The following is a 24,663-nucleotide window of genomic DNA, read 5'->3' on the forward strand; positions in this document are numbered from 1 at the left end:
TCGGTGTTTTCTTACCGGGATTGAATTCTTGTCAATAACTAAATTGATATGATTTTAAAAGTGTCAATCAAAATCATTGCTTTGCTGCCAGTGGGGGATCTTTTGCTAATTAAAAGGAGGGAGTGTATACTGTCAAATCCTTATTTCTTTATTTTATGCGTAAATTTGGGACATTGCTTTAGCATAATAGCGAAATAAGATTGAGCGGATTAAAAACGGAAATGATCCGGTTATCGCTCCGGTAAGAACTCCTCTCACCGGACGAATTTATCTTTTACTATGGGAAAATGGATTTTTTCTATTTCTTTCTTTTTGCTGTTTGCCCTGACAGCCCTTGGTCAGGCAACTAAGGGCGTGTTGCTTGTAAAAAAGGAAACGGATAATAACCTTTCGGCTTTGTTGGAAAAGTTAAGCCAATCTCCTTCGGATATCAATAAGATTAATTTGCTCCTTAAAATTTCGCATGTTTATTGGTATTCCAGAACCTTAGAGAACAAGGCTATTGATAGCACTATGTTATATGCAGGTCTGGCACTTGAGTTAAGTAAAACTTTAAATTTCACCGAGGGCGGCAACGAGGCCAAATTTATGCAATGCAAGGCCTTACTTGAGCGAAATCAGTTTAAAGATGCATTGGATATAGCATCCAGTACCGATGGTGAAGAAAAGGCAAGGTTGTTGTTGCTTATTGCCGAACGCGGCGTTTTTAACTTTCCGCCCGACAGTAAAGAATACATCCAGGCTAAGCCATTGATAAACCAGGCATCGGCGGCAGCAAAGAAAGCCGGCTCAACTAAATGGATGAACGAATGCTTTGTCCTGACGGGTAAATTTTACTTTAACCAAGGTAACGTAGCTTGTGGCAAGAGGGCATTCATGGATATCATTCAAAGTTTTCACCAATCAGGAGAAACTGAAAATGTGGCTCGAACATGGTCGCAACTTGGTACGTATATGCCTGAGAATAACAATACCTATCGCGATATTATTTACAGTAATGAAATGGCCGTAAAATACTATCGCCAGGCAAATAACCTGAAAGAAGCTGGATATAGTTTACGCGACCTTGTTATTATCCGGGGAAACCATGGCCAGATTGTACAGGCCGAGAAAGATCTGTTGGAAATGCTGAGACTTTTTTCGGAATGTCACGAGCCGCTTTCTATAACCACTTACTATATCGTAAGTGACTTTTATCGTTTTAACGGCCGCTATGATAAAGCCCTCGACTGGGGATTTGCCGGGGTAAAGGCTGCCGGAGATAATCCTGATAAGCAGATCAGACCGTATATTGCGCTTGGCAACACATACGCGGCGCTGAAGAAATTTGATAAGGCTATTCAATTTTATCAGATAGTGCTTCAATATGATATCAGCAAATCTGACCGGGATAAGTATGTTGATTGTTATAAGATAGCCAATTTCATGGCCTCAGGAGGGGCACCTAAAAAGGCATTGAGATTTCTCAACGATTTTTTAAAGAAATATCCAACCTCATCGGTTAATAACAGGGAACTCTTTGCCTCAACGTACGGGTATATTTATGACTTGCTCGGCAACCAAAACCTGGCAGAACAAAGCTATCTGGAAATGCTCAGACTTGATCAGGCTGCCGATCAGGAAAACGGGAAAAGGATAGGCTATCATTTAACTTTAGCCGGTGGCGGCGCTTTATTCATTATCGGTAAGTATTATACCCAGCATCAACGTTTTAAAGAAGGAAAGAAATACCTGGAGGCATCGTTAAAGGATCCGCAATATTTTGACCGGGACCAGGAGCTTGATACCCATAAATTGTTGTTTAAGGCAGATTCTGCGCTCGGAAACTTTATTCCGGCTATCAGGCATTTTGCCAGGCATAAAGCGTTAGACGATTCTATCAATAATTTAGCTGCGAGGCAAAAAATATCTGAATTAAATATCAAGTATGAGGCAGACAAAAAGTCGAAGGATATCAAATTGCTTGAGAATAAGCAGAAACTCCAGGAAGCAGTAATAGAACGCTCCAATACAATCCGCGATGTGATGATTGGGGGCGTTGTGGTGCTGTTGTTGCTGGCAACCCTGGCGTTTTGGGGCTTTAAAAGCAAGCAGAAAATTAACAGAAGACTGGAGTCTCAACAGGAAGCTATCAATACGCAGAATATCATTTTACAAAGGTTATTATACGAGAAGGATGGCCTGCTTGCAGATAAAGACGGGCTTTTGAAAGAGAAGGACTGGTTGTTGCGAGAAGTACACCACCGGGTAAAGAATAACCTCCAGATTATCATGAGCCTTTTAAGGGCGCAGGCCGGTTTTCTTCAAAACGCAGATGCTAAAGAGGCTATAGCCGAAAGCGAAAACAGGGTTAACGCTATCGCCCTTATTCATCAGAAACTTTATAACAATGACCAGATTGCCACTATCAATATGCCTGCATATGTATCAGATTTGGTTAATAATCTCTCTAATGGCCTTGGTGTTAAAAAAATTAAATTTATACAGGCAATTGATCCGCTGCATATAGAGCTTTCCCAGGCGGTTCCAGTAGGGCTGATCTTGAATGAAGCTATTACTAATGCAGTTAAATATGCCTTTAACGGTGAAGCCGGGCAAATTACAATATCATTTGCAAAAGCTGAGCATGATCTTGTAAACCTTACTGTTGCCGATAATGGGCGAGGGTTACCTGAAAACTTTGATGCTATGCAAAATAAATCACTTGGCTTGCAGATGATGAATGGGCTTACGCGGCAATTGAGAGGAGTATTTGAAATATCGGGACTTGAGGGGGTAACTGTATCGCTACAATTTAAACTACGCGTTAATTAAAAATCAATTGCCTTTCAATTGATGAATCAACATAAAACTTTTTTGGTTAAGTGAGGTAGGTGGATATTCCTGAGTCGTTGATCAATACATTTCGAGAATGAGTTCACGACGTTTCGTTAAACTTTGATCGTATCATCTTCCTGAACCGATATTTGTAATTTAATCGTCGTCGTCGCGATTCGCAAGGCTAATGGGCACGCAACAGCATGGTCAATAATGCCGAAAAATCCAGATGTTTTTAGTTAGACAATTTTAGATTGCTTAAAAATGGTTCAAGCCCATTTGGGTGGCCTCGCCCCCTCCAACTACCGGTACTGCAGTTCAGAGTTTGGTAACTAGATATTATAACATTTTGAATAATGAGCTCAAAGTTTATGGCGGACGAGTTACTTACAATAATAATTACGGAACGTCCTCGGTAATGGCTTTATCAGTTCCGTAATCGAGAACGGAAGTTTTTCAAAAGTGAATATTAATCAATTTGATTATGAGAAGCTTTGGGATGATCATTATAAATTTAAGAAATTCCAATTGGGTCCGTGGCAATTTGACTATTTTGAGGTTTCGCTCACGAATGAGAATATTTGGATGACTTTTGTTTTAAATGATTCGGCTTTTATCAATAGTCTTCCTTTTGTTTTAGGTAAAGGACCTACAATTGAAACAGACTCACAGTTGATAAATAATTAAATGATTTATCGAAACCCGAACTAAAGTTGGCAAACTTAATTTAAAGAAAAGGGTGGCTCGCGTTTCCTATTTGATCTCTGATTCTTTTGGCGCTGCAATTAAAGTGAATATGCTAAGTAACCCATCTATATAAAATGAAAATTTCCCTATTTATTCTATGCTTTGTATTGCTGTCGGCCATTCCGTTATTGTTGAATCAATTTTCATTCAGTGAATTAGGCTTTCCATTTTTGTACCTTAAAAAAACAACAATTGAAGCAGTGGACGGAAATGCTACAAAGGTCTCTTTTCTGATGCTGAATTTTTTTTACGATTTGATTGTAGTTTTTCTTTTGTATTGCCTCGCAAACACAATCGAGTAAGCATAGTATATACTAAACATTCGTCATTTTAGCCGCTGGTTCACCGATCTGCTTCAAAAGCTGCTAAACTCATCCATTGAAACTTTTTTCGAAGTTGTGATCACCTCGTAAATCCCTGTGTCCGACCGCAGGGTATATTCTGAATAAATACAGGGGGCCTGACGTTGTTGTTAAAACGACTGTTATCCTGGCGATTGATCCGTATTATGTAGAAAAAATGGCGTGCAGGTCGGTCCGTGGCAATCCTTGTTAATTTTTTGATTTATAAGGGAGGCGATAGCGTTCGCTGAACCGCATTTGCCCCCATTTCCAAAAGCACCAGGGCAAGCCAAAGAACAATGCCCATGTATGCCTTATGAAAAGGGCTATGCGGGGATATGTTCGCTTTCGATTAATTTGTATTCAAATCTGGCAGGTGGTTTAGCGCGACGTCCAAATTGATTTCTTCCTGCTGAGTTTCGCTATCGCAAATCACGATGATTTGGGTTCCCGAAGCATTTTGAAAGGAGACCCTGGCATCGATGTCCTCGCACAAACCGTGGATCAGTTTTAAGCCCATGCCGCTGTTCTTCTGTGTTTTTTCCTGGGTGTTCATACCCTTACCGTTATCGGCGATTTCCAATCTGTATTGTTCCTTAACCCTTGCAAATGCCACATAAATCTCTCCATTTTTTTGATCCGGGAATGCATATTTAAAAGCATTGGTTACCGCTTCGTTGACAATAAGGGCCAATGGCAGCGCCAGGGAAACATCGATGACCAATTCTTCTGCCCTTACCCTGACATTAACCTGGGTTGCCCCTTGAAAGGTATCTTTAATATGCCCCACCAGTTGCGGGAGGAACAGGCCCATATTAATCGATGTTAACTGGGATGATTCGATCAGTTTATCATGTACCAGCGACATCGCATAGATGCGGTGCCGGCTGATGTTTACGGCATCAAAAGCTTCTCCTTCGAGACTCGCTGCCTGGTTTTCCAATAATAACATGACGGACTGCAGGTTGTTTTTTACCCGGTGGTTAACCTCCCTAAACAGTGCTCTTTTTCTTGCAGCAATTCATCCTTATCCTTCAGGAGCTCGTTTTTATCTACGAGCAGTTGTTGAAGGACATTATCTTATGGTCAATTTCTTCTTTTTGCGAGGTGAGTAAAGCATTGCTGCGTTGCTTCAGCCGATAGCGGCTGTAGATCAGACCCGTAATAATCAGCAACAACACAGCTCCGCAGAAAGTGACCTTCTGAATAAGCTGGTTGCGCTTCAGCTTGACCGCCTTCAATTGTGCATCCATGGTCAGCGAATCGATATGCCTGTTTTTTTCGAGGGATTCATTTTCCATATCCAGCAGGAATATCTGATAAGCTTTTACTTTATTATAAGCGGAATCCCTAATTTCCTGCTCTTTAAAAAACTGTCCGATAACGGACTTTGTATTGCGGTTCAATTTAACCAGCTTGTAATACCGGCCTTCATCCACGGTGATATCTTCCATATGATTGAACTTGTGGGCCATTACGGCATATAATTCCGCGTAATGATAAGCTTGTTTGAAGTGATTGATTTCCGAGTAATAGGATGCAAGCGCATTATAGGCGTCAATTCTCCCTGTGTTGTTATCAGATGGAATTCCTAAGAGCAGTTTTTTTACTTCCTGTGCATACCGGCCAGCTTGTGAAAGTTGCTTTGCATAAATCAGCGTATTGAGAAAAGCCACGCTTACAGAAAGTTTATCCGGATCGCTGCCGGCCTTGCTTTTCATTTCCTTAAGTATGGATAAAGCTTTGGACAGCCTGTTCGTATGTGTGTATTCAAAAGCAAGCGCTGAAGATTCCGTATTGACGAAGTCCGCTTCATGATAACGTTTTGCCGTCGCCAAAGCTTCAATAGAATATGGGATGGCGCGTTCATAATCTTCGGCTTTGATATAGGTTGAAGCAATCAAATGTTTTATCCAAACAGCCTGCATGGTCGTATCATTGACCTCATGGGCAGTTTTGAGTGCCAACAGGTTATATTTTAAGGCATTGGTATGGTCCCCTATGCGTATGGATATTCTGCCGATATTCCAGTAAATCCCCTCGACGGTCCTTCGGCTTACAGCTTTTCCAAGGTTTAAAGCTTCGAACAGTAATTTAAGTCCTTCGGTAGTTCGTCCCGCCTGAGCTAACAGGTCCGCATTTTGGGTCAGCAAATAGGAAAGCCAGAGGTTATTGCGGTTTTTCCGGAATGCGGCTATGGCCTGGTTCATGTAAAATATCCTGTTCCGAAGGGACACGGAATCAGCAGGTGTGTAGTATTGCGCTATCAGATGATAGGATCGTCCCTCGCCATTGCTGTTACGGCGCGTTTTGGAAAAGGAAAGCGCTGTTTTAGCGATTGCCAAACCTTCTTCCTTTTTTCCGCGGTGATAGCATGTTTCGGTACTCAACAGCATTGCATTGATTATACCAAACTCATAGTTGAGCTTATGGCTGAGCGCGGCTGCCTGAGCCGAAAAAGATCCCGCCGAATCAATGTCCTTTTCTCCGCTGGTCGCCTTCAAAAACATTAGATGCCCTAAGGCCAGTTGTAACTTGACTTTATTCGTATCGTTGGCGCTTAAGGAAAGTTTCTCTCTTAATACCGGCAAGGGCAACTCGTCAAAGTCGCTTGTTTGTGCAGGAGCTGGTTTTGCAAAGAACAGCAGCAGTATAAACAGATGGCACTTTTTCATAAATGTACAGGTAACAAATGTTCATCGGACAGCATCAATCTATAGATGAAAATACGCATAAATAGTGAATATCAGTTTTTAAAAATTCGAGGTCTGTGCAGCTACATTTTATCGTGGTGCCGGTGAAACAGCATCAGCAGGGGCTGCAGCATGCAGGACAATCATGCAAACCTGTCGGGTGAAGTGAAATGCTCCCACTATTCTATTTTAGTATTTTTGGTGATACCCAGTTTTCTCATTTTAGAGTTCAGTGTCGACGGGGGGAGCTTTAATAGTTCGGCCGCACCTCCTTTTCCGGATATCTTTCCGCTGCACTGCCGCAGTACATCAATGATGTGTTGTTTTTCAACGGATGCCAGGTTAATGGCGTGTTTATCCTGCCCGCCGGGTACAGTGTCGTTCAGATCCGGCAAAGATATTTTGGTTAGTATTTTACTGTTGGAAAGCAATACGCTTCGCTCGATCAGGTGTTCAAGCTCGCGGACATTTCCGGGCCAGTGGTAAACTTTCAGCTCGTTTATTGTATATTATGGAGATAGTGACCACCCTGTTTCGGGCCAAATTGACCCAGGGGTTAGCTGACTTTTGGGTTGCAGCAAATGCTATAAAAGCACGTACAAAAATAGTTATTTAAAAGGTAATTTCATTAGTGGCTGTTTTCCGGTTCTACGTTACGTTTTCTTCTCATAGATTCCCCTTTAGCTCGATACGGTGTGCATCATGAACGATCCGGTCCAGGATAGCATCAGCAATCGTTTTTTCACCGATCACCTCAAACCATTTACTGACCGGCAGCTGCGAAGTAATGATCAGCGAGGTCTTTCCGTGCCTGTCTTCAATGATCTCCATTAGTGCCGCCCTGCTTTGTGCATCAAATGGCTGGATACCAAAGTCGTCGAGTATGAGCAGTTGCTGGCGTTCGATCTTAGCCAGCTCTTTCATATAGGAGCCGTCGGCCTTGGCCATCTTGAGCTTGGCAAATAGTTTGGGCGTACTGGTGTACAATACCCGGTAGCCCAATACACAGGCCTGGTAGCCCACAGCAGAAGCAATATAGCTTTTACCGATACCTGTACTCCCGGTGATCAGCAGGTTCTCGAAGCGGTCAACAAACGTACAATCCGCCAGGCGCATGATCTGGTTGCGGTCAATACTTCGGTCAGCATGATAGTGAACATCTTCAATTGAAGCTTTATAGCGGAACCGGGCATATAGGATGGTGCGTTCAATACGCCTGTTCTGCCGGTCGTCCCATTCTGCATCTACCAGGTGGGCCAGCAGTTCATCTGCCGTGTAATCGTTTGTTTTACCGGTTTCCATGCTGCTTTTAAAGGCATGGAACATGCCGAAGAACTTCATCTTCCGCAGTTTGTCTAAGGTGCTTGTGTTCATGTTATTGTTGTTTTAAATGGTTATTTGTAATAGTCTTTTCCCCGGATATTACCATGATCAGGCATGGGCAGCTCATCGGCAAATATGCTTTCCTCATAGTTGTCCATCTTGTTTTCCAATATGGTTTGTATCGTTTTATAGCTATAAAGGCCATAACTGAGCCCTCGCTGACAGGCCATTATTAACCGGTCGTTCCCTGCTTTTTTTGCAAAGCCAAGTACTCCCAGGCAGGACTTGTAAGCCTGTTCGGGGTGTTGTTTACGCTCCAGTATCTGAAGGATATATAACCTGACATCCTCGTGGATGGAGGCCGCCCAATTGAGGAACATATCTGGCGTCCAGTCGCTTTTGAAGCGGTGGGCACTGGCCATGTGTTCTTTGTCGGTCGTATAACCATAGGGGTTCTTTTCGCGCGGGTGCAAAGCGATACGCTCATAATTGGAGTAGATCTCTACAATGGTACGGGAATATAACAGCTTAACCCGCTTGCCAATAAAGCGGTAAGGCACACTGTAATAGTGCTTATCAGGGCCGAGATTGACATGGCCGTTTTTGATCACCCTGGCATAGAAGTGCTTTTTGAACTGGTAACGCAATACCGGCAGCGGTGCCAGGGTCTGGCGCTCGATCTCTTCAAACTGTAGTTTCCTGCTGTAATTGCGCCCCTTGAGCAACTGGCTGTTATGGACTTCCAGAGCTTGCCGGATCGCCGTATTGAGTTCTGATAAAGAATGATAGATATGCTTGTTTAAAGGGGCGTATACCTTGGTATAAATGATCTTAACGGCGCCTTCTACTAATGCCTTGTCACGCGGGCGGTACGCCCGCGCTGGTAGAATGGTAGTCCCATAATGGTCGGCGAAGTCCTCAAACGTTTCGTTAAGGGTTGGTTCATAGCGGCTGCTTTTGGTTACAGCCGCTTTCAGGTTATCCGGTACAATGGCGGCAGGAACGCCGCCGATAAAGTGCAAAGTATTCTCGCAGGCCGCTATAAAGTCTTCCTTTTGCTGGCTCATAACAGCCTCTACGTAGGTGAGCTGGCTGGCACCAAGGATTGCTACAAAGACTTCTACTTCAATGACTTCACCGGTTTCCTTGTCCGTATAGTTCATCTTTTCACCCGCAAAATCGACGTATAGCTTGTCCCCGGCCTTGTGATCCATGTGCATGGTCGGGTTGACCCTGGTCTTCCATTGGTTGTAATACGTGCAAAACTGGGTATACTTATAGCCGTCGGGAAACTCTTTGATATAAGCTTCCCACAGGAGCTGCCGGTTCATCCCGGTCTTTTTGAGCTCTTTATCAACGTGTGGAAAGCAGCGCAGCATGGATTGCATACGGCTGCTTGGCTGGTTGTTTTCTCTGGTCTTGCCGAAAAGGTCTTCCAGTTCCTTATCATTCAGGTTATTAACTTCTTCAAAGGTAAAGCCGCTCTTCTTAAGGACCGCCAGGTACTTTCTTACGGTATTCCGGGATGATTCAATCTGGGCAGCTATAAATCGCGTGCTGCGACCCTGGCTGTTCATCCTTAAAATCTTTCTAATCTTACTCATGCTGATTGTCAAATTGGCCATCTTAGAACGGGTCTTTTGCCCTCAAAAGATGGTTGCTTCTACAGCATTTGCTATGCGTTTTGGTGGGTCAGTTTGCCCCGAAATACCATGGTCAGTTTGCCCCGAAACAGTGGGTCAGCTTGCGCCGAAATGGTGTGGTCTCATTCATCATAATCTCCAGTTTTACTACCTAACCTTTCAAATTCCCGTTCCTGTAAAACGCGCAAAAGTTTTACCTGGACTTCTAAGGGCAATTCGCCGATTTCATCAAGAAACAGGGTGCCGTGATGCGCAAGTTCAAACTTTCCGATCCTTCGCTCGAACGCGCCGGTAAATGCCCCCCGCTCGTAACCGAATAACTCGGACTCTATCAGCGTCAGCGGAAGCGCCGCACAGTTCACTTTAACCATCAGCTTATTCTTTCGTGGGGATGATTCGTGAATGCCACGCGCAATCAGTTCTTTACCCGTACCGGTTTCACCCTGAATAAGCACGGTTGCGTTGGAATGCGCTACCAGTGACATTAACTGATAAACACGTTTCATAGGCGCACTCGTCCCTATGATATCAGAAAAATTATAGATCGACTTGATTTGCTCCTGCAAATGTTCATTTTCACTTTCCAGTAGTTGCTTATACTGAATCAGCTGTTCGTTTGCCATAATATTCGACATGGCTATCGAAATTTGGGCGCACATGCTATCCATCATCTCGATATCCGGTTCATCTGAATCGACCCAGAAAATTCCCAGCTTTTGGGTTGCCGTCTGTAAGGGTGTCGCTACACATTTTTCTACGTCCATGCTTCTCCAAAAGTGAAAATAGGAAGGCGCGTTTCCTTTATCGATCCATTCCTGCAAATCAAATACGATCGTGGCATTTCCCGCTAAAACAAGATCGGATATGCCATCCGCTATGGGATAAACAGCGTCAAGCACGAAATAGTGGCCGAGCTCTTCAATCGCCGTTTTTACATGCTTGTCATATAAAAAAAGGCTCATGGTTTTTTTATCTTCATTAATTCCCCGGATCACGAACCTGGATATGCTGGATAACTGGCTGACTACTTTCTCTATCGCCTTGGTGAGGTCATCCTTATTACGGACTGCTGCAATATCGTGGCTTAATGAAAGCAGAAGCGCCCGGTGTTTTTCTTTACGTTCTAACTCTGCATTGGCCAGGATATTCGAAACGGTGGTAGCGAGGTGGCGGGAAATACACTGTGTAATGTGCCGGTCAAGAGGGTCAAACACGTTTTTTTTGTATGAAATAAGGATCAGTCCATACTTGAAATCGTTATTTTCCGAAAGGATCTTCAACATGATTTCGCCGCCATTATTCCTATCGGCCGGATCAAGACATGGAGGGGCATCATGGAAATCGATATCTTCAACGTTGATAATGACCGGAGCGGTTGTATTGGCCGTTTGTTGCCAAACAGTTTCGTTGGTCATATTTGTCCGGATCCAGTCCAGCAGTTCCGGTCGCGGACCAAGGCTGGTCAGCAAGATGCTATCGCTGTTGCGGGGAGGGGCAAAAGTGATGATCAGGAACTCGTCAAAATGAAAAAGCTTTTTCAGATCACGTTCCATAACGAGATGAAGCTCTTGCAGCGTACGTACGGCAGATAAATCATAGCTGAAGTTTAAAAGCATATCATTGATCCATCCCCGGGGATCAAGCATTTCATGAATGATCGTATTGGATACGTACGCCAGCTCTGTCGACAGACTATCCATAATATGGATAAATGTGCTGCTGAACGAGTTTGATTTGTCAGACCAGCAATAGCATATGCCCACGATGTCGCTTTTGATTTTCAAGGGAGTGACTAATACTTCCCTGAGGCCATAATCTATATTCACGCGCAACCAATAGGGAATGGATTCGGCGCCGGCAAAATCATTTAAGCAAACGATAAAGCTGTTATCAGCAACGATTGCATCACAGATGATCGGATCGTCTAAGGAGGCTCTGGCGTTTGAAAGTGCTTTAAATTCGCTGAGATTTCTTGCGCCTGATTTTTGATCGAGAAAAAAAGGGAAGTAGGTGTTGGTGCGATGGTCGACTGAATGGATGCGGACACTGGAAAATTCGTTTATATCATGCAACGAATCTGACAACAGTTTGATGAGGTCATTGCGTTCCCGCACATCCGCAATTAGCTTTCTTAATTCAGGGATGAAATGGGCAAAATTATTTTTCCATTCACTTTTAGGCTCTTTCATGGTTTTATTCATTCAAAGAAGGCTCTTGGAAGACTTCGTCCAGGAGCAACTCTTCAAATAATCTATTCTGCTTTAATAAAAAAATCATGGTTGATCATTATCTATTTTGCAAATAGTGTGCCTTTTGGTAAGTTGTTGAAAAATAGCAAGTTGTTTTTAAATTCGGGCTTTAGTTTGTTGATATAGCATCAAAACCGATTTGTTGTTTGGTGTTATATCAACAAACTTAAGAAAGGATTGGTGTAAATGATCAGGGAAGTACTTTGGGAGCCTTTAAGCGGTTCCTAGAATTGTCTGAAATTGCTTAATATTACTTGAAAATTAAGATTTGTGTAGTTAAAGATCGGCAAGATACACTGGCAGGCGAGATGAGTCCGGTCCGATTAAGAACTTAAGAATTATCAGGATGAAATACAAGGCTAAAATTCTGATCGTAGAAGATCAATACATGGAAGCTAATAATCTTGAGGTGATGTTGCGGAGGGCGGATTACCGGGTATGTACCGTTGCCAGGTCCGTTTCAGCTGCCGTTAAAATCATTGAGCAGGAAGGTCCCGACCTGGTGCTGCTTGATATTCAGCTCAAAGGAAGACTGAACGGGATCGATCTGGCTAAATTGCTTTCCCGGAAAAATATCGCTTTTATATACCTCTCGGGAAACTCGAAACAGCAATTTCTTGATGCTGCGAAAATAACCCGGCCCTACGGCTTTCTGGCTAAGCCATACCGGGAAAAAGATATATTGATCATGCTGGAGGTTGCCTTATATGCGCACCAGGAAAATCTCTCTTTAGCAAAGCAAAGACTAGATATAACTGCGGACCGGAATATGGGTAACCCGGCATTCGCAGGTATGATCGGCCAGTCAGACCAAATCCGGGCCCTGCAACAACATATGCTAAGGATCGCATCGTCCGATGTTTCGGTAATGATTTTTGGCGAAAGCGGCACCGGAAAGGAACTGATCGCACGCCATATTCATTTGTTGTCCACGCGGGCCAGGCAGCTATTGATCTGTATCAATTGTGCGGCATTGCCCCCAAGCCTGATCGAGTCTGAACTTTTCGGGCATGAAAAAGGCGCTTTCACCAACGCATTAGATAAACGGATCGGCCGGTTTGAGCAGGCCGATGGCGGGACGATCTTCCTGGACGAGATCGGCGAATTACCTGTTGATGTTCAGGCCAAGTTTTTAAGGGTATTACAGGAAAAGGAGATCGAAGTAATTGGCGGCAAAACCAAGAAGGTCAATGTTCGGGTTATCGCAGCGACTAATCGCAATCTTCAGGAGGATATAATTGCGGGTAGATTCCGGGCGGATTTGTATTACCGGCTCAACGTATTTCCACTAGTCTCACCGCCATTGCGTGAAAGAAAAGAGGATCTGCCGTTACTGATCGATCATTTCATTGCCAAAATAAGTAAAGTAGAAGGCCGTAGTGTTACCGGTATCAGTGATGTGGCGATGCAGGAGGCTATGAATTATGATTGGCCGGGCAATATCCGCGAGCTCGAAAATTTGGTCCACCGCAGTATCCTGTTAGGCACGGCATCCATCATTCCGACATTTGGCCATCTTCCGGAGCCTGCAGGCAAAACTGCCATAGAAAAAAGTCATTTGAGGACGATAGAAGAAGTGGAACGTGATCATATCATCGCGGTGCTGGAAAAGTGCAATTGGAAAGTATACGGGCCTGGAGGGGCGGCCGAAATATTGGGAGTAAAAGTGCCTACGCTTAATTCCCGGCTCAAGAAACTCAATATTGAGAAAGTCCGGGTCAAATCTTCTGACAAGGGTCTCAGAAGCCATCATAAAGGCTGATTACCGGAAATAATTGAAAGTATATAAGCTGTTCCGGTTACTTATTCATTTCTTAATACGCATAGAGACCGCTTTAGCGATCTCTATGCGTATAATTGATATAAATTTGTTAAACGGCTGACACCGCCTCGCAGATCACATCAACAACGGCTTCGGGGTGAGATAACATTGGCACGTGGCTGCTTTTTATCTCGGTCACTTTTGCACCCATACGTTCAGAAACCCAACGCTGCAGCTCGGGATTTACCGTGTGGTCTTCGGTACATAAGATATACCAGCTTGGTTTGGTATCCCAGGTGATCTCCTTTATACATTGCTGGTCAAACAGCTCTACAGATGGTGCATAATGTGTCGCCCATACTACTTTTTGCTCGTCTTCCGAAAGGTCGCCGGCAAAGAATTCGGTTCCTGACGGAAGCATCTAAACGCGGCCGTCGGCCACTTCAATACGGGTGAAGATGTCAGACGGGAATTTTTTAAGCTGGCCATTAACTGTTTCACCCGGAGCAGGTGCCACTGCGGCAATGTATACCAATCCAACTACACGCTCATCACTTGCGGCGGCAGTGATTGTTGCACCGCCGTATGAGTGGCCAACCAGGATTACGGGGCTGCTTACGCGGCTGATCGTGCGTTTAATTGCTGCGACATCATGGTCAAAGTTTGTCAGTCCATATTGAACGGAGATTACTTCATGCCCGCGGGCAATCAGGATGGGGATGATCTTGTTGAAGCAGGAAGCATCGGCCCATATGCCATGGCATAATACGATTGAAGGTTTTTTCTGAGAGGTCATAATGATTAAATTTTAAGAATTTGATATGTTTTGTTTAAAGAAATTTTACTTTGTGGAAACTGATAGCATTGCATGTGATTAATTAGCTGGCAACGCTTTCTGCTGCTTCGACAATAACCTGAGCTACCAGTTCCGGATGGGACATGAAGATGACATGGCTGCCTTTTATCTCAGTGATTTTGGTGTTTGAACGGCTGTACATGTTGCGCTGAATGTCGGGGTTAATGGTTTTGTCCTCAGTCGCGACGCACCCCCAGCAGGGTTTGTTTCTCCAAGCCGCGTTCGTAACTGGTGTTGCAAAAGCGCTCGCGTAAAACGCGCCTTGTGAAGCGCACATAAACTCGGCTTTTTTTGCGTCGAGATCCGCACAGAAAGCGGCGTGGAATTTTTCTTTGGCGATGTAAACGATCCCGTTATCATCCGGAGGGAGGATGCCGTTTTCCGGCAAAGGCGGCAGCGAAGAAATGCAATCCAGTGCTGACTGACCTTTATCGGGTTGTAAAGCTGCAACATATACTAAAGCTGCGGTGTTCGTGTGGCTTCCAGCCTCGGTGATCACGGTACCACCCCAGGAATGTCCGACCAGCACTGCAGGGCTGCCGATCCGGTCCAGAACGATGTTTACCTGTTCGACATCCGCCTCCAGGGAGCTCAAAGGATTTTGTACAATTAGAACATTAAAGCCTTTGACTTTCAGGTTGTGGTACAAGGCTTCATAACCAGAGCCGTCAGCAAATGCGCCATGGACGAGCACTACATTTTTGATTGGTGTTTTCATTGTCGCTAGATTTGTTATTGTAATAGGAGAGTGGATTAGATTTTTCAGTGTTAAAGGCGCGTTTTCTTTAGCCGGGACGATAGATTATATACGAAGTATGAATTATTCCCGGTAGCCCTGCCTGTTATCGATGATCAGATACTCGTGAGCTTGTCGTTCAAATGCGCGCTGAGCATCCAGGCCATTTTTTCATGCTCAGCGATCAATGAGGTCAGGAAATCGCTGCTTCCATAATCTTTGTATTCGGTTGCAAACAGATCGATATTCGCTCTCAGGGTTATGATGAGGCTTTGATGGTCGTTTGACAGGTTTTTTATAAAAGATACTGCTGAATGATCACCTTGTATGGTTTCTGATAACCGGGCATGTTGCAGGAAATCTTTCAGCGAGGCCAATGAGAAATGCCCCAGGGATCTGATGCGTTCTGCAATCCGATCTACGATTTCATCGATTTGAATGAATTGGCCTTCAAAAAATGCGTGCAACCCGTGAAATCCAATTCCCTCTACGTTCCAATGCGCATTTTTTGTTTTTGTAAAGAGCATGAACTCATCAGCCAATAGCTTTGATAATTCATCGACTACTTTTCTGGTGCTCGTTTCGCTAATCCCGATATTGATTTTCATACTTCCTGTTATGCTAATCCCATTCCAAACTACATTGTATTGATTGTCAATTGCATAGGAAACGATAGCTCGAAAATATTTGCGACATTAGACGATTAAGCGGTCGAATTGTTGAAATATTGAAGATGATGGTATTGAATTAAAACAGTGATCACCGGAACTAAAAATCAAAGGTTGTGCGTGGCGAAACTGTTAACAAATACGGAAGCTAATGCGCTGACAGGCATGGGTTGCACATTAGTAATGATCGGGCGATGTGCTGTTGCTGGATATACAAATGCGGCAAGAATAAATGAAAAATAAGATGAGCACTCCCCGTATTGTTCACGAGTAGCTAAAATAATAATTTGTTGGTACTAGGATCGGCGAAAAGCCAGTTCACCTATGCTCTGCGCGCTGTCGCGCACGCCGCTCCGGCTCACCCGCTTTTCGCCGCCGACGCAACAGCCTCCATTTTGGGTACGTTTCGCCGGTGCAGGCGGCTATCGCCGACCTGCACCGCCCAAAATCATGGCCGTTGCTGTTTTATTTGGTGCGCTCTTCTAAAAATAATTCAGTTAATTTTTGCTATGCACAATACATGCATGGTTCCTATGAGCAGGACGCGAAGCAGCAGCAGGTCGATTATTTATATTTTCTGCGGACGACGATCCTGATCCTCATCAAGCTTCGTGACGATGCTGTTTTGAAGCGTAGGTGGTTTTCGGATTGATTTTAATCAGCAGAAGATTTCCTGTACGTTTTCCTCGATGTAAACCCTGCCGGTGGAGGTGATATGGTACCCATAGTCGAAGCAGAAGTTAAAGGTGCCGACTTCTGGCATTTCGTACTGGCTGGTAAAATATTTCAGGTTAAGGCCTTTGCCGAGCGGGTCGCGGAGCATGTAGGGTTCGTCTTTGTAAAGACTGTGCATCATGAGTAACTCCCGGTTGCTTAATAATATTTCATAGATCTTCCGTAAGTTGGGGCTGTCCCGGTGGTCTGCTTCGGGTTCCTTTTGGTTGTCTTTGCGCCTGCGGTTGTTAAAGGCGGTCCTGCAAATATCATTGCAGAATTTACGGTCGTCACGGCCTGCGCCAAGCGGCTGGCCGCATTCAAGGCAGGCCTTTTCGTTTGTACTATGATTGTCGTCAGGTATCATTGGATCGGCTGGGATTGAAACGTTTATAATCGTTTAAATAACAGTGTTTTGTCTTTTTTGATTGATTTACTGTAGAGTTTTGTGCTTTACCAATACCAACGGTCATGGAAAAAGCACAGCGCACAACAAATTATCCCAACCTGGCGAGTGAAAACTTCGCTCATGGGAAGAAGCGCTATTTTATCGATGTGAAGAAGGCGGCGAATGACAGTCATTTTTTGCTGATCACCTTGAGCGAGCAGTATAAAGAAGGTGAATTTCACCGGCAGACGGTCCAGCTTTGGGAAGAGGATCTGGGGATGTTCGTGTTTATGATCCGCCGTTTGCGAACCGCGAGGCTGCGTTGACCACGGCGCTTAGTAAGCTGAAAGTGATGTTTACAGAAAAGATTGGTGTAACAGATACGACTAATTATAAACAGGATGTGATCTTAAAAACCTTAAAAGCCATTGAAGGGACACAGGTTAGCATGGTACAACTGAGCCTCTTTTAGGGGCTTGATTTTTTATTCTTCTTTCATCAATAAGGTGATCCGGCAGATTAATGAACGGATGTTGGCTATCCGTTGGCAAGGCTGATTGATGGTAATTAAAAGGGGTGGTTGCCCCCCCTGATTTTAAAGTAATTTGATCTTTTCGCTCAATTCTTTGAGCCCGGCTTTTTTCAGGCATTCATCAGAAAAATTCCTGAGTTCTTCTACATCTGCCGGAGGGACCAGGGCCAGCAGGTTGGCTTTTGCCTGATCGGGTTGCAGGCCGTTTTCGATCACGCTGTTTAATAGTAATACAACCTTTCGACTAACCTTAAGATCGATTTTTACGCCTTCATTCATCCCCGGCGTACATAACAAGGTTTCGTACACCGTTCCCAACACATCTTTTGCCATGTCGTAAAATTTAAATGGTTAAATAATGGGACAAAGCTAAGGGGAAGCATTGAAACGATCCTGTTCGAAATTTAGTCAGGATAGGTGGATGTCGTTTGGCAGCTTTACTTTTGGTTGTTCGTGATGAAGAAGGAGATGGATATGAAAGCGGAACGGATGTCATTGGATCAGATCAGGGCACTGGATATAGTGGCCTGGCTGGCCGGTTTGGGCTTTGAGCCGGAAGTGGTGAAAAAGGGTTATGAGTACTGGTACCGGTCGCCTTTACGGGAGGAGGCGGACGCCAGTTTCAAGGTCAACCAGCGGCTGAACCGCTGGTATGATTTCGGGCTGGCTGCGGGTGGCAACCTGGTGGATCTGGGGTTGCGTTATTTTGGCTGCACGGTTAGTGAATTGCTGGTGCGGTTCAATAATGGCGAGGGCGCTGGCGGGCAGGTGTTGCACATCGGGAAGCCGGTGGTTGCGGAGCCGCAATTGGTGGTTAATGATGTTCGGCCTATCTTTTCGTTCCCGCTCAAAAATTACCTGCATGAGCGGGGTATCCCGGTGGCGGTTGCGGATGAGTTTTGTGTGGAGGTTCGCTACAAGGTGGGCGGTCACGAATTGTATGGCATCGGGTTTAAAAATGATGCCGGGGGGTATGAGGTCCGGAGCAAGATTGCTAAATGGTGTTGCTCGCCAAAAACGATCACAACTTATAATTATGGGGCAACTTCGGTGCAGGTTTTCGAGGGTTTTTTTGATTTGCTTTCCTGGCGGGTGCTGCACCCTTATGATGATCCCTGTGCAACGAATCTGGTGGTGCTGAATAGCGCGGCTTTTTTCGGGCGGGCGCTGCCTTTCCTGGAATCGCATGAGCGGGTGCATTTATGGCTGGACAATGACGCAACGGGCAAGCGTTACCGGAACGAGGCCCTGGCTTTGGTAAAGCGTTATTGGGATGAGAGCGGTTTTTACAGCCAGTTTAAGGATTTAAACGAATGGCTCTGCCGTAAGGGGTTGGCGCCGGAACAGCGTCAACTCCTGAAGGTCGGCGGTTTGTGAAGCGGGTAGGTGGGTTTATTCTTTTTCCCCTCGTCAGCCCATGGGTTGAGTTTGCCTTGTGCGCAAACGGCAAGATGTATAGTTGTCTTACAATTAATCCTGCCGCCCTCGGAACTCGGGCGGCTTCGCGTGGAGAAATTAGGCTGTTTTTGGTATTTAAGCTTACTTTGGGTTGTTTTGATCGGATATGATGGATGAAGTAAAAGCGCAGAAAAAGACGGGCCGGTGGCGGGTGATCAATTTTCGGCTAACGACCAAGGAGTATGATTTGCTGTCTGGGCGCTGGAAGCAAACGACGCTGAAAAAGCTGAGTGCTTATGTCCGGCAGGTATTGTTCGGGCGGAAGCTGACGGTGAAAACGCGCAATGTTTCGGCGGATGAGCTGGTGGCGGAATTGGTGCTGCTGAAGAAAGAGCTGAATGCTATCGGCGTGAATTTTAACCAGGCGGTGCACCGGCTGCATACGCTGGATCATGCGTCGCAGATGCAGGATTGGCTGCGGCGCTGGGATGCGGATAAGATGGTTTTATTTAAGCAGTTACCAGAGCGGCGAGTTTTGCACGCTGCCGCATGTGATCGAGCTGATGCAGGCGGAATATGATAAGCTGTTTACGGTGTTGCGTACGGAAAAGGAGATCGATGTGCTGATCAACCATTTTGTCAGCGCTTACCTTCGGGACGCGGTGGAGCAACTGGAGGGGCAGATCGCTTCGGCGAAGATCACGATGTCGCGTATCGCTTCGCCGCAGCTGTATTATATTCTGTCGGGCAACGAGTTTACGCTAGATATCAATGAAACTGAACGAGCTTCATCAGTGTTTCCTAATACCTTTTGGGCAACATTGTTCCACTTTTCAGGATTTGCGTTCCGCTTGGTAGCAAGCTCAACACGCTCGCTGTCAATAGTTATTCTTAGATAAATAGGGGCGTTTCCATTAGGTAACGCTTTGGTTCGTTTCATTAGAAACAAAAGGGCAAAAGACTTGGTCATTTTTAGTGTTATTAAAGGTAAAAAAAATAGTCCTTAACACTACTGCTTTCAATGAGTTACGAATTTTAACTAATTGAAATACAGAAGCTTAAGGCATTTCGAGAGACCTAAGGTAAGAAACCCTGCGAGGTCTCCGAATAGGTCTCCAGAACGTTGAGCCGTTTTGATATCTTTTGAGGGAGAAAACATAAAAAAAAACGCTATAAAACCGGGTTTTATAGCGTTTTGGCCTGTTTTGAGGCTGTAAAAGTGGAGCCGGAGGGATTCGAACTCTCGACCCAATAATTATGGCGGCCGATAATCTTAGGAAAAGATAGAGATAGTCAGAATAATTGGTTTGAATCAATATGTAAATGAAATTCATGTTAACATGAGTATCGACGTTCTGCTAATATGCCCAATTAGAATTTCAAAATTCTGAGTTGAAGTATTATGCTATTTATGGGATGGGTCATCTTTCGGATCGACATAAGTTACTCCGGATGGGCCGAACCCGGTTATTTCGACAATAACTGGTTCTTTTCCGGTCATGGCAAAGTGATTCTGTCCGGCTACTTCCGAATAAATACTGCCCGCGGGCAACTCTTTGAGTTTTGATGAGTCAAATTTGTCACCGTAACCAAAGTGCCATGTGCCCGACAGTACCGTGGCCGTGCGTTGATCCGGATGCATGTGGGCGGCTATTTTGGTATTCGGTTCAATCTCCAGCAGTATCATATACATTCCTTGTTTGGAGGGATTGCCCATGATTACTATTTCCTTAACAGCCGAATAATTGGACGATCCGGGAGCATTTGTACCCCCACCGGTTTTGAGGGTCTTCACTTCGTGGAGATTTAGACGAAATTGACCGTTCTTGGAAATTTGGGCGCTGGCAGTACCGGCGAATAAAAGCGCCGACAACGAGAAAGTAAGGATGCGAAACATAAAGTTTTTTTTAAAGGTGAAAAAGATGTTCATATCATCACTTCATTCAACTTAGATGCCAATGATTTAAATTTCTGATTATCAGAAATTTAATATGTTGTTGTTTTTTTTCGGTACGACATATCGAGGTTGTGAATAAACAACCACGATATGCAGTGGTCTCAGGCAATCTTGAATGAAAAAGAATCCCAGTTGGGGAGGGGGATGTTCTGTACCGTGGTTAAAGAAAGAAGATGGGGTTAGTCATCCTCCCATTAAAACCGCATCGGTTTTGAACGAGATCTTTAAGCTCAAACCTTTTTCACTGATGATTTGAAGCTTGCCATTTAGCTGTTTACTTAAACCCTTAATAAGTTTCATCCCTAAAGAGCGGCATTCCTCTATATTAAATCCCGGCTCAAGCCCCGGCCATTGTCGGCTATGATCAATAAATAGCTGTTTTCACAAGTTTCAGTAAGAGTTATGTTGATTGTTCCATAGCCATCTTCGGGGAAGGCATATTTTATAGAATTCGTGATCGCTTCGTTCAAAATAAGGCCAACAGGAACAGCCTGTGCAACATCCAGTTGTATCGCGTCCACCTCTCGCAGAAAGATTATCCGGCTTTGTGGATCAAGGTATTCTTTAAGATAGGAAACAAATCCATCAATGTAATCCGCCATGTCAATTAATGCCAAATCGTCGGACTGGTAAAGTTTTTGGTGGATCAAAGCGATCGACTGCATTCTGTGTTCGCTATTCTGAATGATCGCCAATGCCTCGGCATTGTCGACAAAAGACGATTGTCTTTGTAAAAGGCCGATGACGATCTGAAGATTGTTTTTCACCCGGTGGTGTATCTCTTTGATCAGCCATTCTTTGTCCTTAACTAATTGGTTAAGTGCATCATTTTTCTCCCTGATCTCGTTATTGGTTTTTTGTTTGAGCCGGTAGTTGTAATAAAATAACACCATGAATAAAACTGCCGCGGCGCTGCCACCCAAGGCAACATTGCGTGAAGTATTTGCCTGTCGGGCAATGTTATCCTTGATTTGATTGCTCTTAGTTAGTAATTTGATATCTTTCTCCTTTTGATCTGTTTCATATTTAATTTGCAATTCGGCAATTTGCTTGCTTGTGGCTTCGTTGAAAATCGAATCGCTTAAGGCTTTATATCGTTTAAAATGGTTTATGGCTGAAGGGAAATTTCGTAGCGCTGAATCGATCTGAAAAAAAAGTAATTCAAAATCGCGGGCCCGCGGTATGCTGTTTATCGTTATTCCACCCTTTGAAAAGTAGGCAGCTTTGGCATATTTTTTCTGATGTACATAAAAACTGGCAATATCGTATTTCGCAAGTTCAATTATTTCCGTCAGGGCCGACGCATTAGAAATTTTTGTTAGCTATAAGTGTTAGGAGAAACTTGTGATTCCACCCAGCCATTTTTCTTTTGGCCTTTATGCTGGCTTTGCTGGTTTTGTCAGCCTTTAGAATATTTAAAGCTATCTTTCTGACTACAGCAAGATTTTGTGCAGCCTGACTATTTCGTGTGGTATTATAATCTTCGGCAAAACCAACATCCAGTTGCCAGTGCAACTGGTTTTCTATTCCCCAATGTGTGCGGATGGCTTTGTTAAAATAGGCAGCGTCTGCCTGAAGGCTGGAGATGTAATAACGATTTTGTGTAGTACGGCTGTCCCCAATTATGCGTTCGGAGGTGATTTTGATAATACTCTTTATTCCTTTCCAATTTTCCTTTTCGTCAATCCAGTTAAGTTCATGTATGACCTTGCAGGTTCTGATCTCAGACCGCCCGTGCCCTTTATCCAGATGCTGGCTGTAACTGTCTTCCCTGAAGTTAAACTGGTTGGTTACCTGGTCATAAAACGTTTCATGGTTTTGCTTCAGGGCCAGGATATAATCCCCCTGACTTTCGATAATCTTTTCAGCGATTGCTTTTTGGGTGCCCATCGCATCGATGCTGACTACTGCCCCCTTAATGTTCAATAAAGATAGTAATGCCGGGATGGCACTAATCTCATTACTCTTGTCAGCCACCTTTTGTTGCCCAAGTACCAACTGATTACGGCCTGACCAGGCACTTACCAAATGTAATGCCCCCAATCCCTGATGCTTGCAGGCGCTATTGCAGACGCTCTTTCCATCGATAGCAATCAGTTCCCTTTCGCCAGATGTACCTGTTGTTTGAAGGCTCTGGCCAAGTTCCGCCGTCCAGGCGCGGAAACAGCGTTCAAAAACATCCGCATCGATCATCATAAAAACGCGATTGATCGTATCATGACTCGGTATGCCATTTTCAAGCGGTAGCAACTGTTTTAAAAAGTCTTCTTTTTCCTTGCCAAACTCCTCCATTTCGTACCAGCTTTCCGCACCGCATACAACCGCCAATACCGATAGGATTATTACTTCCAGTAAATTATGTTTCTTATTATTGCCCGTGCGCGGATCGGGTATCCATCTGAAATGATCATGGAGTGAGGTTGTCATATTCTTTTTACAAAGAAAAAACTCTAAAAGGCTTTACCCCCCCCCCGAACATTTAAACTTATTCCCTCTTTACCAACATTTTGTTGGTAACACTACTCATTTTTACCGTTTCTTATACGTCAGCCCTGTTATTTCCGTGTTTATACCGGCCTCATTGTAATCTCTCATCATCGCCAGGTAGTTTTTCTCGGCCATAGTAGGCTCTTTTAGTGCCTCGTAGCAGTTTGCTTTGATTTGCTCAATTACGGCAGCCATGAACTTACTGTCATGCGGATGCCGCCTTTCCATATATTCGATATAATTCAGCGCTTCGCGCGGCTGTTTTGATTTAATCAAACCCTGCACTACGAATCCCGCTGTCCTGAATATATATTCCTGCGGGACGTTATTGCCTTTCTCTCTCAGCTCGATCGTCTTTTTGTAGTAATGAATGCTCTTCTCCGTTTCTCCGAGGTCCTGATAGATCTGTGCCAGTTCACCATAGGTCGATTCAGAGGCCTTGCCCTTTGACTCCGATATTTTGACGCTTTTCAAGATATAAAAGAGGGATTGGTTCAAATTGCCTTGATATCGGTTTACAGACGCCAGGAGCCTATATACCTGGTCAAGTTGCAGGTCGTTGGCGTTTTTATATTGGCTGACAACTTTTTTACAAATCTGTTGGGCTGTATCTAATTTATTTAGCGATACATAGCCGCCGGCAATTTCCAGGTTGACATCAATGATCCTCGCCGGCATTTTTAATTTTTGAAAAATTTCGAGCGCCTTCGTTAAAATTTCAATTTTTTCTGAAGCATCTGTTTCTTTCTCACCGAACCGTTGCAATATGCCAGCCTGATTGTAGAGGTCGTGGATGTCCTGGTAATGATTTATGATTTTCATGAAGTAAGCATCGGCTTGGTCTTTATTACCTCTCGCAAAACTAACTTCTCCTAGTTTGCCCAGGCTTTCGTACTTACCATACCTAGATGTGTCGTTTAAAGCATTGCTAAGCTCAAGTTCCTTAGTGAAGAAGTATTTTGCACTGTCCAGGTCGCTCTTCTTTTTCTGATATTGCTTTTTGAGGTAATAATTGCCTAATTCATGGAGGATTTTTAATTGAGCAGTATCTGGCTTGCTATCATGAAGTTTTTTTAATAAGTTGTTTTGCTGGCTGAAACAAGGGGAAACAATTGCCAATAACATTCCGGCAAAGAAAAGAAACTTCAGGATAGTATTTTTAGATCGTGCAGCCATTGAGTATTAACCAAAAAGTATCGTTCAATTTGTGATAAAAGGTTATTAAAAAAATATTAGCGTGATTAACGAGCCATGACTTGTAAATAATCGCCCGCAAAAAAATACTAACGGTCACTACATTATTTGCCCAATGAAGCAAATAACATAGTGACCATTAAAATTAAATATAGCGA

General features: G+C 44.1%; 23 protein-coding genes and 2 pseudogenes. 8 read left to right on the plus strand and 17 right to left on the minus strand.

The annotated features are described in order from the left end of the window. Nucleotides 1–279 precede the first annotated feature (279 nt). Nucleotides 280–2,814 (plus strand): tetratricopeptide repeat-containing sensor histidine kinase, encoded by a 2,535-nt coding sequence (locus tag DIU38_RS03965; protein WP_112653562.1) that lies wholly within the window; start codon nt 280–282, stop codon nt 2,812–2,814. Nucleotides 2,815–4,257: 1,443 nt separating this feature from the next. Here DIU38_RS03965 and DIU38_RS03970 read toward each other — a convergent pair. The 7 genes and pseudogenes from DIU38_RS03970 to DIU38_RS34610 all read right to left on the minus strand — a co-directional run bounded on the left by DIU38_RS03970 (nt 4,258) and on the right by DIU38_RS34610 (nt 11,765). Beyond that, complete coding sequence (locus tag DIU38_RS03970; RefSeq protein ID WP_112653559.1) at nt 4,258–4,857, minus strand: sensor histidine kinase; 600 nt, start codon at nt 4,855–4,857, stop codon at nt 4,258–4,260. A 100-nt stretch (nt 4,858–4,957) separates the two neighbouring features. Beyond that, entirely contained in the window at nt 4,958–6,580 is a 1,623-nt protein-coding gene (locus DIU38_RS03975) for a tetratricopeptide repeat protein (RefSeq protein ID WP_112653558.1), read from the minus strand. 197 nt (nt 6,581–6,777) lie between these two features. Then, a complete protein-coding gene (locus DIU38_RS03980) occupies nt 6,778–6,993 on the minus strand; it encodes a helix-turn-helix domain-containing protein (RefSeq protein WP_167516076.1) in 216 nt (71 codons plus the stop codon). 45 nt (nt 6,994–7,038) lie between these two features. Then, nucleotides 7,039–7,101 (minus strand): annotated as a pseudogene (locus DIU38_RS35035) (AAA-type ATPase lid domain-containing protein); the annotation flags it as partial. A gap of 163 nt (nt 7,102–7,264) precedes the next feature. Beyond that, nucleotides 7,265–7,972: an IS21-like element helper ATPase IstB gene (gene istB / locus DIU38_RS03985; protein WP_149354026.1), complete on the minus strand. Its 708-nt coding sequence runs from the start codon at nt 7,970–7,972 to the stop codon at nt 7,265–7,267. A 20-nt stretch (nt 7,973–7,992) separates the two neighbouring features. Next, nucleotides 7,993–9,525, minus strand: coding sequence for an IS21 family transposase (gene istA, locus DIU38_RS03990; protein ID WP_243770679.1), 1,533 nt, complete (start codon nt 9,523–9,525; stop codon nt 7,993–7,995). A gap of 161 nt (nt 9,526–9,686) precedes the next feature. Next, nucleotides 9,687–11,765 (minus strand): sigma 54-interacting transcriptional regulator, encoded by a 2,079-nt coding sequence (locus DIU38_RS34610; RefSeq protein ID WP_279574061.1) that lies wholly within the window; start codon nt 11,763–11,765, stop codon nt 9,687–9,689. A 394-nt stretch (nt 11,766–12,159) separates the two neighbouring features. Between DIU38_RS34610 and DIU38_RS04000 the strand changes: the two genes are divergently transcribed. Continuing rightward, complete coding sequence (locus DIU38_RS04000) at nt 12,160–13,575, plus strand: sigma-54-dependent transcriptional regulator (RefSeq protein WP_112657425.1); 1,416 nt, start codon at nt 12,160–12,162, stop codon at nt 13,573–13,575. Between the two features lie 109 nt (nt 13,576–13,684). Here the strand turns inward: DIU38_RS04000 and DIU38_RS33770 are convergent. From DIU38_RS33770 to DIU38_RS04015, 3 genes and pseudogenes are all read right to left on the minus strand, one after another. Further along, a pseudogene (locus DIU38_RS33770) lies at nt 13,685–14,371 on the minus strand (alpha/beta hydrolase). Between the two features lie 82 nt (nt 14,372–14,453). Next, on the minus strand, nt 14,454–15,149 hold the full coding sequence (locus tag DIU38_RS04010) for an alpha/beta hydrolase (RefSeq protein ID WP_112657423.1): 696 nt from the start codon (nt 15,147–15,149) through the stop codon (nt 14,454–14,456). A 134-nt stretch (nt 15,150–15,283) separates the two neighbouring features. After that, nucleotides 15,284–15,775: a Dps family protein gene (locus DIU38_RS04015; RefSeq protein ID WP_112657421.1), complete on the minus strand. Its 492-nt coding sequence runs from the start codon at nt 15,773–15,775 to the stop codon at nt 15,284–15,286. Between the two features lie 472 nt (nt 15,776–16,247). Between DIU38_RS04015 and DIU38_RS04020 the strand changes: the two genes are divergently transcribed. Continuing rightward, nucleotides 16,248–16,487 (plus strand): hypothetical protein, encoded by a 240-nt coding sequence (locus DIU38_RS04020; protein WP_146752301.1) that lies wholly within the window; start codon nt 16,248–16,250, stop codon nt 16,485–16,487. Nucleotides 16,488–16,493: 6 nt separating this feature from the next. On the opposite strand, the gene DIU38_RS04025 is transcribed toward DIU38_RS04020, so the two are convergent. After that, entirely contained in the window at nt 16,494–16,916 is a 423-nt protein-coding gene (locus DIU38_RS04025; protein WP_112657419.1) for a hypothetical protein, read from the minus strand. Nucleotides 16,917–17,020: 104 nt separating this feature from the next. On the opposite strand from DIU38_RS04025, the gene DIU38_RS04030 reads away from it, so the two are divergent. Both DIU38_RS04030 and DIU38_RS33430 read left to right on the plus strand, forming a co-directional pair. Continuing rightward, nucleotides 17,021–17,263: a DUF3276 family protein gene (locus tag DIU38_RS04030; RefSeq protein WP_112657417.1), complete on the plus strand. Its 243-nt coding sequence runs from the start codon at nt 17,021–17,023 to the stop codon at nt 17,261–17,263. Then, nucleotides 17,260–17,409 (plus strand): hypothetical protein, encoded by a 150-nt coding sequence (locus DIU38_RS33430; protein ID WP_208809220.1) that lies wholly within the window; start codon nt 17,260–17,262, stop codon nt 17,407–17,409. Before DIU38_RS04030 ends, DIU38_RS33430 begins: the two co-directional genes overlap by 4 nt. A gap of 123 nt (nt 17,410–17,532) precedes the next feature. Here the strand turns inward: DIU38_RS33430 and DIU38_RS04035 are convergent, their stop codons facing one another. Beyond that, nucleotides 17,533–17,802, minus strand: coding sequence for a hypothetical protein (locus tag DIU38_RS04035; protein ID WP_112657415.1), 270 nt, complete (start codon nt 17,800–17,802; stop codon nt 17,533–17,535). A 123-nt stretch (nt 17,803–17,925) separates the two neighbouring features. Here DIU38_RS04035 and DIU38_RS04040 point away from each other — a divergent pair, with 123 nt between their 5' ends. Both DIU38_RS04040 and DIU38_RS04045 read left to right on the plus strand, forming a co-directional pair. Further along, entirely contained in the window at nt 17,926–18,846 is a 921-nt protein-coding gene (locus DIU38_RS04040) for a toprim domain-containing protein (protein ID WP_112657413.1), read from the plus strand. A gap of 187 nt (nt 18,847–19,033) precedes the next feature. Beyond that, nucleotides 19,034–19,447: a plasmid mobilization protein gene (locus DIU38_RS04045; RefSeq protein ID WP_243770821.1), complete on the plus strand. Its 414-nt coding sequence runs from the start codon at nt 19,034–19,036 to the stop codon at nt 19,445–19,447. A 153-nt stretch (nt 19,448–19,600) separates the two neighbouring features. Here the strand turns inward: DIU38_RS04045 and DIU38_RS34795 are convergent, their stop codons facing one another. Continuing rightward, a complete protein-coding gene (locus DIU38_RS34795; RefSeq protein WP_112657409.1) occupies nt 19,601–19,837 on the minus strand; it encodes an Arm DNA-binding domain-containing protein in 237 nt (78 codons plus the stop codon). 435 nt (nt 19,838–20,272) lie between these two features. Beyond that, a complete protein-coding gene (locus DIU38_RS04060) occupies nt 20,273–20,764 on the minus strand; it encodes a cupin domain-containing protein (RefSeq protein ID WP_112657427.1) in 492 nt (163 codons plus the stop codon). Nucleotides 20,765–20,939: 175 nt separating this feature from the next. On the opposite strand from DIU38_RS04060, the gene DIU38_RS32895 reads away from it, so the two are divergent. Then, nucleotides 20,940–21,080, plus strand: coding sequence for a hypothetical protein (locus DIU38_RS32895; RefSeq protein ID WP_167516077.1), 141 nt, complete (start codon nt 20,940–20,942; stop codon nt 21,078–21,080). A 64-nt stretch (nt 21,081–21,144) separates the two neighbouring features. Here DIU38_RS32895 and DIU38_RS04065 read toward each other — a convergent pair whose 3' ends face one another. The 3 genes from DIU38_RS04065 to DIU38_RS04075 all read right to left on the minus strand — a co-directional run bounded on the left by DIU38_RS04065 (nt 21,145) and on the right by DIU38_RS04075 (nt 24,430). Further along, complete coding sequence (locus tag DIU38_RS04065; protein ID WP_149354027.1) at nt 21,145–21,861, minus strand: sensor histidine kinase; 717 nt, start codon at nt 21,859–21,861, stop codon at nt 21,145–21,147. A gap of 268 nt (nt 21,862–22,129) precedes the next feature. Beyond that, a complete protein-coding gene (locus DIU38_RS04070; RefSeq protein ID WP_112658656.1) occupies nt 22,130–23,251 on the minus strand; it encodes an ISAs1 family transposase in 1,122 nt (373 codons plus the stop codon). Nucleotides 23,252–23,353: 102 nt separating this feature from the next. Beyond that, a complete protein-coding gene (locus DIU38_RS04075; RefSeq protein ID WP_167516078.1) occupies nt 23,354–24,430 on the minus strand; it encodes a tetratricopeptide repeat protein in 1,077 nt (358 codons plus the stop codon). Between the last annotated feature and the right edge of the window lie 233 nt (nt 24,431–24,663).

Origin of the sequence: Mucilaginibacter metallidurans (genome assembly GCF_003286435.2) — a bacterium.
Taxonomy (GTDB): domain Bacteria; phylum Bacteroidota; class Bacteroidia; order Sphingobacteriales; family Sphingobacteriaceae; genus Mucilaginibacter; species Mucilaginibacter gossypii.

Coding starts and splice junctions, on each gene's coding strand:
- DIU38_RS04030 (WP_112657417.1), top strand. CDS start 17,021: ATGGAAAAAGCACAGCGCACAACAAATTATCCCAACCTGGCGAGTGAA.
- DIU38_RS03970 (WP_112653559.1), bottom strand. CDS start 4,857: ATGTTATTATTGGAAAACCAGGCAGCGAGTCTCGAAGGAGAAGCTTTT.
- DIU38_RS04025 (WP_112657419.1), bottom strand. CDS start 16,916: ATGATACCTGACGACAATCATAGTACAAACGAAAAGGCCTGCCTTGAA.
- DIU38_RS04000 (WP_112657425.1), top strand. CDS start 12,160: ATGAAATACAAGGCTAAAATTCTGATCGTAGAAGATCAATACATGGAA.
- DIU38_RS04035 (WP_112657415.1), bottom strand. CDS start 17,802: ATGGCAAAAGATGTGTTGGGAACGGTGTACGAAACCTTGTTATGTACG.
- DIU38_RS04060 (WP_112657427.1), bottom strand. CDS start 20,764: ATGTTTCGCATCCTTACTTTCTCGTTGTCGGCGCTTTTATTCGCCGGT.
- DIU38_RS04040 (WP_112657413.1), top strand. CDS start 17,926: ATGAAGAAGGAGATGGATATGAAAGCGGAACGGATGTCATTGGATCAG.
- DIU38_RS34795 (WP_112657409.1), bottom strand. CDS start 19,837: ATGACCAAGTCTTTTGCCCTTTTGTTTCTAATGAAACGAACCAAAGCG.
- DIU38_RS32895 (WP_167516077.1), top strand. CDS start 20,940: ATGAAAAAGAATCCCAGTTGGGGAGGGGGATGTTCTGTACCGTGGTTA.
- DIU38_RS04015 (WP_112657421.1), bottom strand. CDS start 15,775: ATGAAAATCAATATCGGGATTAGCGAAACGAGCACCAGAAAAGTAGTC.
- DIU38_RS03965 (WP_112653562.1), top strand. CDS start 280: ATGGGAAAATGGATTTTTTCTATTTCTTTCTTTTTGCTGTTTGCCCTG.
- DIU38_RS04070 (WP_112658656.1), bottom strand. CDS start 23,251: ATGACAACCTCACTCCATGATCATTTCAGATGGATACCCGATCCGCGC.
- DIU38_RS03975 (WP_112653558.1), bottom strand. CDS start 6,580: ATGAAAAAGTGCCATCTGTTTATACTGCTGCTGTTCTTTGCAAAACCA.
- DIU38_RS34610 (WP_279574061.1), bottom strand. CDS start 11,765: ATGAATAAAACCATGAAAGAGCCTAAAAGTGAATGGAAAAATAATTTT.
- DIU38_RS04010 (WP_112657423.1), bottom strand. CDS start 15,149: ATGAAAACACCAATCAAAAATGTAGTGCTCGTCCATGGCGCATTTGCT.
- istB (WP_149354026.1), bottom strand. CDS start 7,972: ATGAACACAAGCACCTTAGACAAACTGCGGAAGATGAAGTTCTTCGGC.
- istA (WP_243770679.1), bottom strand. CDS start 9,525: ATGAGTAAGATTAGAAAGATTTTAAGGATGAACAGCCAGGGTCGCAGC.
- DIU38_RS04045 (WP_243770821.1), top strand. CDS start 19,034: ATGATGGATGAAGTAAAAGCGCAGAAAAAGACGGGCCGGTGGCGGGTG.